The sequence below is a fragment of the Kocuria dechangensis genome (assembly GCF_014636775.1).
Classification (GTDB): Bacteria; Actinomycetota; Actinomycetes; order Actinomycetales; family Micrococcaceae; genus Kocuria; species Kocuria dechangensis.
The window spans coordinates 20,843-33,880 of record NZ_BMEQ01000030.1; the positions used below are offsets into that span (position 1 = coordinate 20,843).

At 74.5% G+C, this 13,038-nt stretch carries 13 protein-coding genes and 1 pseudogene; 3 read left to right on the forward strand and 11 right to left on the reverse strand.

The features are described from left to right. Nucleotides 1-82: 82 nt before the first annotated feature. Entirely contained in the window at nucleotides 83-1,222 is a 1,140-nt protein-coding gene (locus IEW07_RS17870; RefSeq protein WP_188539721.1) for a site-2 protease family protein, read from the reverse strand. Then, complete coding sequence (locus IEW07_RS17875) at nucleotides 1,219-1,950, reverse strand: HAD family hydrolase (RefSeq protein ID WP_188539723.1); 732 nt, start codon at nucleotides 1,948-1,950, stop codon at nucleotides 1,219-1,221. Before IEW07_RS17875 ends, IEW07_RS17870 begins: the two co-directional genes overlap by 4 nt. An 84-nt stretch (nucleotides 1,951-2,034) precedes the next feature. On the opposite strand from IEW07_RS17875, the gene IEW07_RS17880 reads away from it, so the two are divergent. Beyond that, nucleotides 2,035-2,931, forward strand: a complete 897-nt coding sequence (locus IEW07_RS17880; protein ID WP_188539725.1) for a PAC2 family protein — start codon at nucleotides 2,035-2,037, stop codon at nucleotides 2,929-2,931. Nucleotides 2,932-3,035: 104 nt separating this feature from the next. Here the strand turns inward: IEW07_RS17880 and mshC are convergent, their stop codons facing one another. From mshC to IEW07_RS17895, 3 genes are all read right to left on the reverse strand, one after another. Continuing rightward, the gene (mshC, locus tag IEW07_RS17885; RefSeq protein WP_188539727.1) at nucleotides 3,036-4,310 is read right to left on the reverse strand and encodes a cysteine--1-D-myo-inosityl 2-amino-2-deoxy-alpha-D-glucopyranoside ligase; all 1,275 of its coding nucleotides are present in this window, start codon (nucleotides 4,308-4,310) and stop codon (nucleotides 3,036-3,038) included. Between the two features lie 111 nt (nucleotides 4,311-4,421). Beyond that, nucleotides 4,422-5,252: an undecaprenyl-diphosphate phosphatase gene (locus IEW07_RS17890; protein WP_188539729.1), complete on the reverse strand. Its 831-nt coding sequence runs from the start codon at nucleotides 5,250-5,252 to the stop codon at nucleotides 4,422-4,424. 106 nt (nucleotides 5,253-5,358) lie between these two features. Next, nucleotides 5,359-5,757, reverse strand: a complete 399-nt coding sequence (locus tag IEW07_RS17895) for a primosomal protein (protein WP_188539731.1) — start codon at nucleotides 5,755-5,757, stop codon at nucleotides 5,359-5,361. A gap of 40 nt (nucleotides 5,758-5,797) precedes the next feature. Here IEW07_RS17895 and IEW07_RS17900 point away from each other — a divergent pair, with 40 nt between their 5' ends. Continuing rightward, a complete protein-coding gene (locus IEW07_RS17900; protein ID WP_188539733.1) occupies nucleotides 5,798-6,031 on the forward strand; it encodes a DUF5703 family protein in 234 nt (77 codons plus the stop codon). 18 nt (nucleotides 6,032-6,049) lie between these two features. Here IEW07_RS17900 and IEW07_RS17905 read toward each other — a convergent pair whose 3' ends face one another. The 3 genes from IEW07_RS17905 to IEW07_RS17915 form a co-directional block, all read right to left on the reverse strand. After that, entirely contained in the window at nucleotides 6,050-7,297 is a 1,248-nt protein-coding gene (locus tag IEW07_RS17905; protein ID WP_188539735.1) for an acyl-CoA dehydrogenase family protein, read from the reverse strand. Nucleotides 7,298-7,325: 28 nt separating this feature from the next. Next, on the reverse strand, nucleotides 7,326-8,663 hold the full coding sequence (locus tag IEW07_RS17910) for a M20/M25/M40 family metallo-hydrolase (RefSeq protein ID WP_188539737.1): 1,338 nt from the start codon (nucleotides 8,661-8,663) through the stop codon (nucleotides 7,326-7,328). A 148-nt stretch (nucleotides 8,664-8,811) separates the two neighbouring features. Continuing rightward, on the reverse strand, nucleotides 8,812-9,255 hold the full coding sequence (locus IEW07_RS17915; RefSeq protein WP_188539738.1) for a hypothetical protein: 444 nt from the start codon (nucleotides 9,253-9,255) through the stop codon (nucleotides 8,812-8,814). A 394-nt stretch (nucleotides 9,256-9,649) separates the two neighbouring features. On the opposite strand from IEW07_RS17915, the gene IEW07_RS17920 reads away from it, so the two are divergent. Continuing rightward, on the forward strand, nucleotides 9,650-10,705 hold the full coding sequence (locus IEW07_RS17920) for a CAP domain-containing protein (RefSeq protein ID WP_188539741.1): 1,056 nt from the start codon (nucleotides 9,650-9,652) through the stop codon (nucleotides 10,703-10,705). 43 nt (nucleotides 10,706-10,748) lie between these two features. On the opposite strand, the gene IEW07_RS17925 is transcribed toward IEW07_RS17920, so the two are convergent. From IEW07_RS17925 to IEW07_RS21180, 3 genes and pseudogenes are all read right to left on the reverse strand, one after another. Next, entirely contained in the window at nucleotides 10,749-11,756 is a 1,008-nt protein-coding gene (locus IEW07_RS17925) for a zinc-dependent alcohol dehydrogenase family protein (RefSeq protein WP_188539743.1), read from the reverse strand. 84 nt (nucleotides 11,757-11,840) lie between these two features. Further along, nucleotides 11,841-12,584, reverse strand: coding sequence for an MBL fold metallo-hydrolase (locus tag IEW07_RS17930; RefSeq protein WP_188539745.1), 744 nt, complete (start codon nucleotides 12,582-12,584; stop codon nucleotides 11,841-11,843). Nucleotides 12,585-12,722: 138 nt separating this feature from the next. Then, a pseudogene (locus IEW07_RS21180) lies at nucleotides 12,723-13,038 on the reverse strand (hypothetical protein); the annotation flags it as partial.

A 13,038-nucleotide genomic window follows, 5' to 3' on the forward strand; every position in this document is an offset into this window, starting at 1 on the left:
GGGGCGGGCCGGCGCGGAGGTCTGCGGGGGTCCGCCCCCCATTGTGTCACCGCCGCCGCAGCCCCGTCGCCGGGGGCCGCGGTCAGCCGGTCAGCAGCCGCTCGAGGGCGGCGGTGCTCAGCACGCCGACGGGCGCGCCGTCGGGCCCGGTGACGACCCACCGGGGGTGCTGCCGGGCGGCGACCGCCCGCAGCAGCGCCTCCTCCCGCAGCCCGGCGTCGAGCACCGCGTCCGCGGCGACCCCGTGCAGCACGGCCGTCAGCGGCGTGCTCTCCCGCCGGGCGGCGGGCACCGCGTTGGCCGCGGCGGGCTCCAGCACGCCGACCACCCGTCCGTCGGCGTCCAGGGCGACGACGTCGGGCACCTCAGGGCGGGCGTCGGCGGGGCGCCGGGCGAGGAACGCGGTGACGACGCGGTCGGTGTGCCCGAGCGAGGCGCTCGCGGGCACGCCCACCGCGGGCCGGGCCAGGGTGGTGGCGCTGATCCCGTGCATCCGGGTGAGGACGGCGGCCGCCCGCAGGGAGGCGGTGGCGCCCTGCCACATGAACGCCGCAATCAGCAGGACGAGCAGCAGCATGGTGGTCTGCCGCCACAGGCCCGTGGCCACGACCCCCAGGACCAGGCCCGAAGCGAGCACGCGCCCGGCCCAGGCCGCGGCGACCGTGCCGGAGGACTCGCGGCCGGTGACCGCCCACACGACGGCCTCGACGACCCGCCCGCCGTCCAGGGGCAGGCCGGGCAGGACGTTGAAGACGCCCACGATGAGGTTGGCCCAGGCGGTGAGGTCGAGCAGGATCCAGCCCAGCGTGTCGGGGCGCTCGCCGAGCCGCAGCGCGGCCAGCCCGGCCAGACCCAGGGCGAGGTTGACGGCGGGGCCTGCGAGCGAGACCACGGCCGAGGCCAGGGGCGCGGTGCGCACGTCGCCGAAGCTGGTGTGCCCGCCCAGCAGCGTGAGCACGATCCGGCCCGTGGGCCAGCCGAAGGCCCGGCCCGTCCAGGCGTGGGCGAGCTCGTGCAGGAGCACGGACAGGGCCAGCGTCAGGGCGAAGCCCAGGGCGACGGCGTAGTTCAGCCCGCCGAGCTCGGGGTACCGGGCCATCAGCACGGGGGTGTAGAGGACCACCGTGACGGCCGCGATGACGAACCAGGACCAGGACAGAGTGACGGGGACCCCGCCGAGGCGGCCGAGCGGGATCCCCGCGCTCCGGCCGGCGGGGCTCACGCGGTCACCCCGCGCACGAGCCGCCCGAGCTCGTGGGGGGTCAGCCCGGCGAGGGTGGGCAGCACGAGGTCGGCGCCGGCGTCGTGGACGGGGACCATGTTGGGCACCCCGAGGGTGAAGATCCCGGCGGCGGTCGCGGAGCGGATGCCGGTGCGGGAGTCCTCCACGGCGACCATCCGGGCGGGGTCGAGCGCGCGCCCGGCGGCCCGGGTCAGCCGCGAGGCGCCGATCAGGTACGGGTCCGGGGCCGGCTTGGCGGGGTGGCCGAGGTCGCCGGTGACCACCACGTCGAAGACCCCGCGGCCGCCGAAGGCCTCGATCACGACCTCCGCCAGGGGCTTCTCGCTGCTGGTGACCAGGGCCAGCGGCACGCCGTGCTCGCGCAGGGCGGCGACCAGCTCGAGCGCGCCGTCCTTGTAGATCATCCGCTCCCGCGCCCGGGCGCTGACCCGGGCGAGCAGGCGGTCGACGATCTCGCGGATCCCCAGGTCCGCGCCGGCGGCCTGCAGCACGGCGGCGGCGTCCTCGAGCCCCGAGCCGATCAGGGCCAGGGCGTCGTCCTCGGTCCAGGTCCCGCCGTGCGCGGTGACCAGCTCGATCTCCGCCGCGATCCAGTAGGGCTCCGTGTCCACGAGGGTCCCGTCCATGTCGAACAGGACGGCGGAGGGCAGCACGTCCCCCGGGCGGGGATCGGACAGGGGGACGGCGTGGGAGGACAGCGGTGGCATGGCCCTATCGTAGTGGCCGCAACACGGGGAACCTCCGGCGGGGGTCCTCTCGTGCGCCGGGGTGCTCGCGCGTAGGGTGGGAGGGTGAGCACATTCGACGACTCGTCCCCCGCACCCGAGGCCGGGCCCTTCGGCGTCGTCCGTGAGAGCGGCGACCAGGAGCGCGTGACCGTGCTCGTGGCCGCCTTCGAGGGCTGGAACGACGCCGGGGACGCCGCCACGGACGCCGTGCAGTTCCTGGCCGAGCACTACGGGGCCAAGGACGTGTTCGAGGTCACGCCGGACGACTACTACGACTACCAGTTCTCCCGGCCGGTGGTGCGCCGCTCCGCGACCGGGGAGGTCAAGATCGCCTGGCCCACGACCCGGCTGTCCACCGCGTCGGTGCCCGGCAGCAACCTGGAGCTCGTGCTGCTCCACGGCTGGGAGCCCTCCTACCGGTGGCGCTCGTTCACCGCGGAGCTGCTGGAGCAGGCGACCCTGCTCGACGTCGACTTCGTGGTGATGGTCGGGGCCCTGCTCGCCGACGTCCCGCACACCCGCCCCATCCCCGTGACCAAGACCTCGGACACGGCGGAGCTGCAGGAGGAGCTGGGGATCGAGCCCTCGCAGTACGAGGGGCCGACCGGGATCGTGGGCGTGCTCTCGCACATGGCCTCCCTCGGCGGGTTCCCCACCGTGAGCCTGTGGGCGGCGGTGCCCCACTACGTCTCCCAGTCCCCCTCCCCCAAGGCCCAGCTGGCCCTGCTGCGGGAGCTGGAGGAGCTGCTGAACATCACCCTGCCCCTGGACACCATCGCCGAGGACGCCGAGGCGTGGGAGCGCGGGGTCAACGAGCTGGCCGCGGACGACCCCGAGATCGCCGCCTACGTCCAGCAGCTCGAGGAGGCCAAGGACACGACCGACCTGCCCGAGGCCACCGGGGACGCCATCGCCAAGGAGTTCGAGCGCTACCTGCGCCGCCGCCGCGACGAGAAGTGACCCGCGGGCCGAGCCCGCACCGCCGAGGGGCGGCACCCGGTGCGGGTGCCGCCCCTCGGCGCACGGTCGTCCCGGCCGGCCCGGTGGCGGGCCGGCCGGGCGGGTCAGAGGACGACGCCGAGGCGGGCCTCGACCAGGTCCCGGACCAGCCGGGCGTCCTCCGCGGAGGGCTCGGCGCCGGCGGTGAGGGCGGCGGCGGCCCAGTCGTCGAGGGCCGCGAGCGCGGCGGGGGCGTCGAGGTCGTCGGCCAGGGCGGTTCGCACGGCCCCGAGCACGGGGGCGGCGCTGCCCGCGGGGGCCACCGCGAGGGCGCGGCGCCAGGTGTCGAGCCGGGCGACGGCGCCGGCGAGCAGCAGGTCGGTCCAGGACCACTCGTCGGAGTAGCGGTGGGCGAGGATGGCGGTGCGGATCGCGGCGGGCTCCACCCCGTCGGTGCGCAGCCTGGAGACGAGCACCAGGTTGCCCCGGGACTTGGACATCTTCTCGCCGTCGAGGCCGACCATCCCGGTGTGCAGGAAGTGCTGGGCCATGGGCTTGCCGGTCAGCGCCCAGCAGTGCCCGGCGCCCATCTCGTGGTGCGGGAAGACGAGGTCGGAGCCGCCGCCCTGGACGGTGAACGGGGCGGGCAGGTACTGCAGGGCGATGAGCGAGCACTCGATGTGCCAGCCCGGCCGGCCGGGGCCGAGGGACGCGCCGTCCCAGGCGGGCTCCCCCGGGCGCTCCACGCGCCACAGCAGCGGGTCCAGACGGTGCCGCTTGCCCGGCCGCTCCGGGTCCCCGCCGCGCTCGGCGAACACCGAGAGCATCTGCTCCGACGTCATGTGGGAGAGCTCCCCGAGCACCCACGCGTCGTCGTCCCCGAGCGCGCCGGCGGCCTCGACGTCGAAGTACACGTCTCCCTCCGGCTCGCCGTCGTGGCCGGGCACCCGGTAGGCCAGGCCGCGCTCCACGAGCCCCTCGACGGCGGGGACGATCCAGTCCACGGCCTCGGTCGCGCCCACGTAGTGCTGGGGCGGGAGGACGTTGAGGGCGGTCATGTCCGTGCGGAAGAGCTCGGTCTGCTCCGCGGCGAGGTCGCGCCAGTCCACGCCGGTCGCGTCGGCGCGCTCCAGCAGGGGGTCGTCGACGTCGGTGACGTTCTGGACGTAGTCGACGGGCGTCCCGGCGTCGAGCCAGGCGCGGTGCAGGAGGTCGAAGGCCACGTAGGTCGCGGCGTGGCCCATGTGGGTCGCGTCGTAGGGGGTGATGCCGCAGACATAGAGGCTGGCGCGCTCCTGGCGGGGCAGCTCGACGCGGCGCCGCAGCCGGGTGTCCTGCACGACCGGCAGGGGGGCCTCGCCGGGGAGGTCGGGGACGGGTCGGGCGGACCAGGCTTTCATGCTCACCTCAGGGAGAGTTCGGGGACGGGGTGGGGCGCGGGGCCCCCCTTAACCTACCGGTCGGCCCCGGGAGGTTCCGGGGCCGACCGGTCGCGGGGGCGCGGAGCGGCGTCAGGCGCTGATGAGGCCCAGGGCCAGGAGGACGAAGATGGCCAGGCCCAGGGCGATGCGGTACCAGACGAACAGCGTGTAGCTTCGGTTGGAGATGTAGTGCATGAACCAGCCGATGATCACGTAGGCGACCACGAAGGCGATGCCGGTGGCCATGGCGGTCTCGGCCATGCCGTAGGGCCCGGACTGGGGCTCCCCCACCGTCTTGGCCAGCTTGTAGAGCCCCGAGGCGAACACCGCGGGGATGGCCAGCAGGAAGGCGTAGCGGGCGGCGGCCTCGCGGGTGTAGCCCATGAACAGGCCGGCGGTGATCGTGCCGCCGGAGCGGGACACGCCGGGGATCAGGGCGAGGGCCTGGGCGAGCCCGTAGTAGACGCCGTGCTTGACCGTGAGGTCGTCGAGGTGGCGCTGCTGGCGGCCGACGCGGTCGGCCACGGCCAGGATCACGCCGAAGACCACGAGCATGGTGCCGGTGATCCACAGGGAGCGGAACTGGGTGTCGATGTAGTCCTCGAGCAGCAGCCCGAGCACCCCGATGGGGAGGGAGCCCAGGATGATGAGCCAGCCCATCCGGGCGTCGGGGTCCGAGCGCGGGACCTTCCCGGCCAGGGACAGCGCCCACTGCCTGATGATCTGGACGATGTCCCGCCAGAAGTAGATGATCACGGCGGTCTCGGTGCCGAGCTGGGTGATGGCCGTGAACGCGGCCCCGGGGTCGGCGCCCCCGGGCAGGAACTCGCCCACGATGCGCAGGTGCGCCGAGGAGGACACCGGGAGGAACTCGGTCAGGCCCTGGACCAGGCCCAGAATGATTGCTTCGATCCAATTCACCCAGCCACCCTACGGCACCGCCGCGGGTGGTCCCGTCCCGCCCAGCACACCGCACGAGCGGCCCGCCGGGGCGGGCCGCTCGTGCGGTGTGCTGGGGACCGGTGCGTCAGCGGGTGCGGCGGGCGCTGTCCGCGTCGCGGTCGGAGGCCTTCGCGGCGTCCGAGTCCTCGTCGAGGTCGTCGTAGTCCTCCTCGTCGACGAGGTCCTCGTCGAGCATCTCGTTGTCCTCGAGGAGCTCCTCGTCGTCCTCCTCCTCCTCGTCCTCGTCGTCGGAGTCGTCGTCCTCGTCGAGGTCGTCGTCCTCCTCGGCGAAGACGGTCAGGGGGGTCACCTCGTCGTAGGCGTCGTAGAGCGCCTCCTCGTAGGCGTCGAACGCGTCGGCGATGGCGAGATAGGCGCCGTCCACGGCGGGGTCGTCCTCCCCGCGGCGATTCGAAGCCGCGGCGAGGTGTTCTTCGAGGGCACTCACGAGGGCCTGCAACGCAGCACGAGGATCATTGCTCATGGAGTAGACGTTATCGCTTATCCGTGCAGAATGGGGACCGATGAGAGAACAACTTGGGGCCGGCACAGCGACCGTCACGAGGGACTCGGACCAGGGCTACGAGTACCTGCTGCTGACCGTCGCGCCGCACGAGAAGATCAGCGACGCGCGCGCGCGGCTCGCGGAGCACGCCGAGTACGGCAAGTGGGAGCTCACCCGCTCCGTGCTCCTCTACGGCGGCACGCGCAAGTACTGGCTGCGCCGCCGCGTGATGCGGGTCGAGCGCACCATCTGACCCGGCGGGCGCGCCGGGTCAGCCGCCGACCGGCCCGAGGAGGGCCTTGGCGACCGCCGCGTGGACGGACTCGCTGTCCGAGGGGTGGTAGATCCCGGCGAGGACGTCCCGGTAGAGCCGCTCGAGCTCCCGGCCGCGGGAGTACTGGGCGCCCCCGGAGGCGCGCATCGCCAGGTCGACCACCCGGCGGGCCGTCCCGGTCGCGCGGTGCTTGACCCCGGAGAAATGCAGGAACCACCGGGGCCCGTGGTCCGGGGCGTCCGCGGAGCCCAGGGCGTCGACGTCCGCGGTGAGCTGCCGTAGCTGCAGCTCCACCCCGTCGCGGAGGATCGCCGCCTCGGCGATCTGCCACCGGATGTCGGCGTCGTCGGAGTACGGGCCGTTCCCGGCCCGCGAGCGCCGGGTGCGGGCGGTCTCGGCGGCGAGCTCCACGGCGCGGTCGGCGATGCCGGTGTAGACGGCGGCGAGGAGCAGCTCGAAGCACCCGAAGATGCCCCAGACCACCGGGTCGGGGTTGGGTCCGGCGGGGGTGCGGGTGAGCACCCGGTCGGCGGGCAGGCGCACGGCGGAGAGGACCGTGGTGCGGGACTGGGAGGCGCGCATGCCCATGGTGTCCCAGTCGTCGAGGACCTCGATGCCCGGCTCGTCCCGGTGGACGAACCCGAAGACGAGGGGGGCCTCCGGGTCGGTGTCGTCGCGGGCGTGGACGATCAGGCGGGTCCACACCGGGGAGAGGGACGTGAAGATCTTGGTGCCGGTGACCCGGTAGCCGTCGGGGTCCGGGGCGGCGACGGTCTGCGCGTCGAAGAGCACGGCGTCGTTGCCGGCCTCGGAGATGCCGAAGGCGAAGATCTCCCCGGCCGCGGCGGCCTCGAAGATGCCGCCGGCGCGGGCGTCGCCGCGCAGCCGCAGGGTGTGCCCGACGCCCACGAGCACGTGGTGCATGTTGATGCCCAGCGCCGTGGCGGGGGCCGCGGCGGCCAGGCGGCGCTGCGCGGCGGCGGCCTGCTGGAGGCCGAAGCCGAGGCCGCCGTGCTCCCGGGGCACCAGCATCAGCGGGTAGCCGATCCGGACGAGGTCGGCGAAGTCCTCGTCGAAGAAGCGGTTCTCCCGGTCGTAGCCCGCGGCGCGCTCGCGGAAGGCCGCGAGGAGCTCGTCGGGCAGCAGCTCCTCGGGGGTGGCCGGGCGAGCGCCCGCGGCCGCGCTCGGGGGCGTGCGCGGGTCCGTGCCCGGGGGCGGGGCCGGGGCGGGGTCCACGGGGGTCATCTCGCTCCTGCGGGGTCGGGGCCGGGGCTCAGTAGTTCGCCAGGAGCCGGTGGAGGACCTTGGAGCCGAAGTCCAGGGACTCCACGGGCACCCGCTCGTCGACCCCGTGGAACATGGCCGGGAAGTCGAGCTCGTCGGGCAGGCGGAGGGGCACGAAGCCGTAGCCGGTGATCCCCAGGGGGTCCAGGGACTTGTTGTCGGTCCCGCCGGAGAGCATGTACGGCAGGACGACGGCGTCGGGGTCCTCCGCGTGCAGGGCGTCCACCATGGCGTCGACCACGGTCCCCGAGAAGGGGACCTCCAGGGCGATGTCGTCGGACTCGAACTCGAAGTTGATGCCGTCCCCGGCCAGCTCGGCGAGCTTGGCCAGCACGACCTCGCGCTGCTCCGGGAGGTAGCGCACGTCCAGCCCGGCCTCGGCGGAGCCCGGGACCACGTTGACCTTGTACCCGGCCTCGAGCATCGTCGGGTTCGCCGTGGTCTGCAGCGTCGCGCCGACGAAGCGGGCCACGGAGCCGAGCTCGGTCAGCAGCCGCTGCGGGTTCTGCGGGTCGAACTCCACGCCCGTGAGCTCGGTGACCGACTCCAGGAACGCCCGCGTGGTCTTGGTCAGCTCCACCGGCCACTGGTGCTCGCCGATGTTGGCCAGGGCCCGGGACAGCCGGGTGACCGGGTTGTCGTCGTTGATCTGGGAGCCGTGCCCGGCCGTGCCGTGGGCGTGCAGCCGCAGCCACATCAGGCCCTTCTCGGCGGTCTGCAGCAGGTAGGCCCGGCGGCCGCCGATGGTCGCCGAGTACCCGCCCACCTCGCTGATCGCGTCCGTGACCCCCTCGAAGAGCCCGCGGTGGTGCTCGGCGATCCACCGGGAGCCGTACTTCATCCCGGCCTCCTCGTCGGCGAAGAAGCCGAACACGATGTCCCGCTTCGGGCGGGCCCCGGTGCGGGCCATGTGGCGCAGCACCGAGAGCATCATGGCGTCCATGTCCTTCATGTCCACGGCGCCGCGGCCCCAGATCATGCCGTCCCGGAGCTCCGCCCCGAAGGGGTCCACCGACCAGTCGGCGGCGATCGCGGGCACGACGTCGAGGTGCCCGTGCACGAGCAGCGCGTCGGCGGCGGGGTCGGTGCCCTCGAGGCGGGTGAACACGTTGGCGCGCCCGGGGGCGGACTCGAGCAGCGTCGGGCTCAGCCCCACCTCCTCGATGAGGCCGGCGACGTACTCGGCGGCGCGGCGCTCCCCCTTGGCGTCACCGCTGCCGTAGTTGGAGGTGTCAATGCGGATGAGGTTGCGGCAGATCTCGACGGTCTCGCCCTCCGGCGTGGAGACGGGCGCCGGTGCGGCGGGGCTGCTCTGGGGATCGGTCATGACGGGTCCTTCCTGGGGCCTCGGACGGTGCGGGACGTGCGGATCGGAGGAGCGGAGGGCGCGGCGCCGGCCTCACCGGCCGGGCGCCGGGACGGGAGCGCGGGGCGGGGCCACGGGCCTGACTCACGGGCGGACTCACGGGCCGGGGTCACGGGTCGAGGGGCTCGCCGCCGGGGTAGCCCAGCAGCACGAGCCGGCCGGACTCCTCGACCACGACCGCCCGCTCGCCGCGGCCGGGGTCGTCCGCGGGGGCGACCACCACCTCCCAGCCCTGCTCCATCCGGACCGGATCCCCCTGGACCTCGAGGCCGTCCCAGCCGGAGACGTCCTCGTGCCGGCGTTCCAGGTAGAGGGCGCAGTAGCGGGAGTTGCCGTCCGTGGTGCGGTGGACGTAGTCGTGGGACAGCAGCCCGCAGGCGCCCTCCCAGTCGCGCTCGGCCATCGCGTCGGCGAACGCCTCGACGACGCCCTCGGGCGTCTCCAGGTCCGGGCCGCAGCCCACGAGGCCGACGGCGGCCGCGCCGGTGAGGCACAGGACGGCGGCTCGGCGCAGGAGCGCGGGGCGGGCGGTGGGTGCGGTGGGGACGGGCATCGTTCTCCTCTCCCGGAGGGGCCTCACCAGACTATCGCCCGGCGGCCCCCGCGGCCGGTGCCCGGACGCCGCCGGGGCGCGACCCGTGCGCGGCGCGGGCTTCACCGGCATTTCCGGGAATGGGCAGAAAGGGCGACTTTACCGTCCCGTTATCGGCCGGTGAGGGATATCGGGCGAAATCGGCGCGTCTTTAGTCCGCGGCACGAAACATTTGTCCCGTCTTCGTATTAGCAATAGTTATTGCCTAGCATTCCGGTGGGCGTCTTCCCCAGCCCACGGGCCCTTCACGGGTCCGATCTGTCTCGCTGTCCGGCCGGACGGCGATAGCCCCCCGCCGCGCGGAAACCCCCCCATCTTTCCGCGCGTGCAGACAGAGCAGGAAGCAGAAGCACCCATGGCGAAACACCGCCTTGCCCCCGCACGCCCTCATGGCCGCACGGCCTCCCTGGCCGTCGCCGCCGGTCTCGGCGTCAGCACCGTCGCCGGCGCCCCGCTGGTCCTGGCCGCCCCCGCCCAGGCCGCCGCGCAGGACATCGTCGAGCTCGGGCCCGCCCAGCGGCAGTCCGACGCCCAGATCATCCTGGACGAGCTCAACCGGTACCGCGCCTCCCTGGGGGTGCGGCCCCTGAAGCACTCGGCCACGCTCTCGCAGGTGGTGCAGAAGGAGTCCGACCGCCAGGTGACCGAGGAGGCCTTCTCCCACAGCACCTCGTTCCTCCAGGACCCGCGCACCGGCCCCTGGACCAGCGCCAACGAGGTGATCGCCCTCGAGTACCACCGGGACGTGCGCGCCCTGGTGCGGTGGTGGATCGCGTCCCCGGCCCACGACAAGGCCATCAAGGACCCCCGCCACGAGGTCATCGGCGTCGGGCTGAGCTACGCGGACGGCAGCCTGTCCCGGACGGGGCAGCCGTGGCAGGTCCTCTCCACCGTGAACCTCTACGGGTACGCCAACGGCGGCGCGCCCGCGGACAGCTCCGCCCGCGTCTCCGGCGCCCCCTCCTCCGCCCCGTCCTCCACCTCCTCGGGCGTGGCCCCGCAGTCGACGACGAGCGCGGCCCCCTGGGCCGCCGCGGCGCCGCAGGCCCCCGCCACCGACCACCCCGTGGTCAACGGCATCGGCGCCCGCTACTGGGAGCTCGGCGGCCCGGCGGGCCCCGGCCAGCCCCTCATGGCGGAGCGCGGCGGGCTGCGCGACGGCGGCGTGTACCAGGACTTCGCCCGGGACGGCGTCCGGACCACCGTCTACTGGAGCCCCGCCACGGGCGCCCAGCCCGTGAAGACCTCCGGGGCCATCGGTCACCGGTTCCTCGCCACCGGCGGGGTCGACGGCTACGGCTACCCCCTCACCGGGGAGGTCCCCACCGCGGACGGCTACTACCAGAAGTTCTCCAACGGGTACACCGTCCACTGGTCGCGCAGCACCCAGCAGGTCTGGGCCACCCGCTGAGGACGTCCGTCCCGGGGCCGGGCTCCGGGACGGACCCGCCGCCTCAGAACTCGAGGCAGATCTTGCCCAGGTGCCGGCCGGACTCCTGGTAGCGGAACGCGTCGGCGGCCTCGGCGAGGCCGAAGCTGCGGTCGACCACCGGCCGCAGCCCCGTGGCCTCGAGCGCCCGCACGAAGTCGGCCTGCTCCCGGCGGCTGCCCACGATCAGGCCCTGGAGGCGCGCCTGTCTGGCCATGAGCAGCGCGGTGGGCACCTCCCCCGCGGCGCCGGTCAGCACGCCGATCAGCGCGATGTGCCCGCCGATCCGCACCGCCCGCACGGACTGCGGCAGCGTGCCGGGCCCGCCGACCTCGATGACGTGGTCGGCACCCCGGCCCCCGGTGAGTTCCAGGACCGTGCGGCCCCACTTCGGGGTCTCCCGGTAGTTGACCGTGTGGTCGGCGCCCAGGGCGCGCACGCGCTCGAGCTTCTCGTCCGAGGAGGAGGTGACCACGACGGTGGCGCCCATGGCCTTGGCCAGCTGCAGGGCGTAGACGGAGACCCCTCCGGTGCCCAGGGCCAGGACGACGTCCCCGGCCTTGAGCCCGCCGTCGACGACGAGGGCGCGCCACGCGGTCAGCCCGGCGGTGGTGATGGTGGCGGACTCGGCGTGGGACCAGCCGGCGGGCGCCCGCGTGAACCAGCCCGCGGGCCGGACCACGACCTCCCGGGCGTAGCCGTCGAGCCCGTCCCCGGGCACCCGGGAGAAGTCCCCGTCCACGGCCGGGCCGTCCTGCCACAGCGGGAAGAAGCAGGAGACCACGGCGTCGCCCGCCGCGAACTCCTCGACGCCCTCTCCCACGGCCTCCACGACGCCGGCGCCGTCGGCCATGGGGATCCGGCCGTCCTGCGTCGGGGAGCCGCCCGTGACCACGAGGTAGTCGTGGTAGTTCAGCGAGCTGGCCCGCACCCGGACCCGGATCTCGCCGGGCCCGGGCGCTCCGGGGTCGGGGACGTCCTGCAGGGCGAGCCGGTCGAGGCCTCCGGGGGCGGCGAGGGACAGCTGCTTCATGGGTGCTCCTCCGAGCTGGTTGGGGTGGTGCAGGGGTGGTGCAGGGGTGGTCGGGGACCGGTCCGGTCAGGGTACGGCGGCGGCTCAGTGGGCGCCCACCGCCCGGGCGTGGCGCACGGCGGCCCCGGCCCCCTGGGTCCAGCGCTCCCCGTGGCCGGGCAGGACCGTGCCCGCCCCGGTCGCGGCGACGGCGTCCAGGGACGCCAGCGCCATAGCCGTGTCCTTGGTGGCGGCGGAGGCCACGATCTGCGGGCCACGCCGGCCGGTGTAGGGGTCGAGGGTGACCAGGGCGTCCCCGCTGAGGACGGCGTCACGGTCCGGGAGGTCCAGGACGCAGTGCCCGTCCGTGTGCCCGGGCGTGTGGACGACGACGGGCCGGCCCGGCACCGGGAGGGGCGTGCCGGTCTCCAGCGGCCGCAGGTCCCGCACGCCCCTGACCGCCAGGGCCCCGGCCGCCGCCATCCGGGCGAGCAGCGGGATGGAGCGCGGATGCGCGACGGGGTAGAGGAACCTGTTGCGGTCCGGGCGGTACCGGTAGGGGTGGGCCGCCAGGCGGGCGTCGGCGGGGTGCCCCAGCACGGGCAGGCCCCACTCCTCCTGGGCGCGGCGGGCGAAGCCGACGTGGTCGAAGTGGGCGTGGGTCAGCACGAGCGCCCTGACCTCGTCGGGCCGGCGCCCCCGCTCCTCCAGGGCCTCCAGCAGCATGGGCCACATGCTGGGCAGACCGGCGTCGACCAGGGTGACGCCGTCGTCGTCCTCAAGCAGGTAGCAGTTGACGTGGGCGTGAGCGAGGCGGTGGACGCCGTCGGCGACATCGGGGGTGAACATGGATCTCCTCCTGTGACCGGTCGTTTCGATCAGTCGGCTGATCGTATCCGACCACGGTGACCGGTCGCTCTCGGGCGCCTCGATCTCGACATGGTCCCGGAGCGCCGCTCCGGGACCTCGGCCACCTTCGAGGACGCCCTAGCGGAGGCCCGCACTCTGGCCCTGGCGGAGAGGATCCGCATCCGCAGCTGAGCGGCCCCCCACCCGCCGGCGCAGGGCGGCCCGGGAGTGCCCGGCGGTGCGCAGCCGGGCACCCGCGTAGGAGACCCCGCCGCTCGCCCGGGCGGCGACGGCCGCCCACACGCACACCGACCGCTCCAGCACCCACAGGGGAGCCCACAGGGCGGCACTGCCCGGAAAGACCGCAGCGCCCCCGCACCGGCGCCCCCCGGCCTCGGCCAGCCCGCACACCGCCACGCCCGCGGCGACCAGCCGGCCCGGACGCCGCGCGGCC

What these genes read in the sequence shown, in the direction of transcription:
- IEW07_RS17900 (WP_188539733.1), top strand. Translation starts at nt 5,798, where the DNA reads ATGAGAGAACAACTTGGGGCCGGCACAGCGACCGTCACGAGGGACTCG.
- IEW07_RS17915 (WP_188539738.1), bottom strand. Translation starts at nt 9,255, where the DNA reads ATGCCCGTCCCCACCGCACCCACCGCCCGCCCCGCGCTCCTGCGCCGA.
- IEW07_RS17875 (WP_188539723.1), bottom strand. Translation starts at nt 1,950, where the DNA reads ATGCCACCGCTGTCCTCCCACGCCGTCCCCCTGTCCGATCCCCGCCCG.
- mshC (WP_188539727.1), bottom strand. Translation starts at nt 4,310, where the DNA reads ATGAAAGCCTGGTCCGCCCGACCCGTCCCCGACCTCCCCGGCGAGGCC.
- IEW07_RS17925 (WP_188539743.1), bottom strand. Translation starts at nt 11,756, where the DNA reads ATGAAGCAGCTGTCCCTCGCCGCCCCCGGAGGCCTCGACCGGCTCGCC.
- IEW07_RS17910 (WP_188539737.1), bottom strand. Translation starts at nt 8,663, where the DNA reads ATGACCGATCCCCAGAGCAGCCCCGCCGCACCGGCGCCCGTCTCCACG.
- IEW07_RS17920 (WP_188539741.1), top strand. Translation starts at nt 9,650, where the DNA reads ATGGCGAAACACCGCCTTGCCCCCGCACGCCCTCATGGCCGCACGGCC.
- IEW07_RS17930 (WP_188539745.1), bottom strand. Translation starts at nt 12,584, where the DNA reads ATGTTCACCCCCGATGTCGCCGACGGCGTCCACCGCCTCGCTCACGCC.
- IEW07_RS17905 (WP_188539735.1), bottom strand. Translation starts at nt 7,297, where the DNA reads ATGACCCCCGTGGACCCCGCCCCGGCCCCGCCCCCGGGCACGGACCCG.
- IEW07_RS17895 (WP_188539731.1), bottom strand. Translation starts at nt 5,757, where the DNA reads ATGAGCAATGATCCTCGTGCTGCGTTGCAGGCCCTCGTGAGTGCCCTC.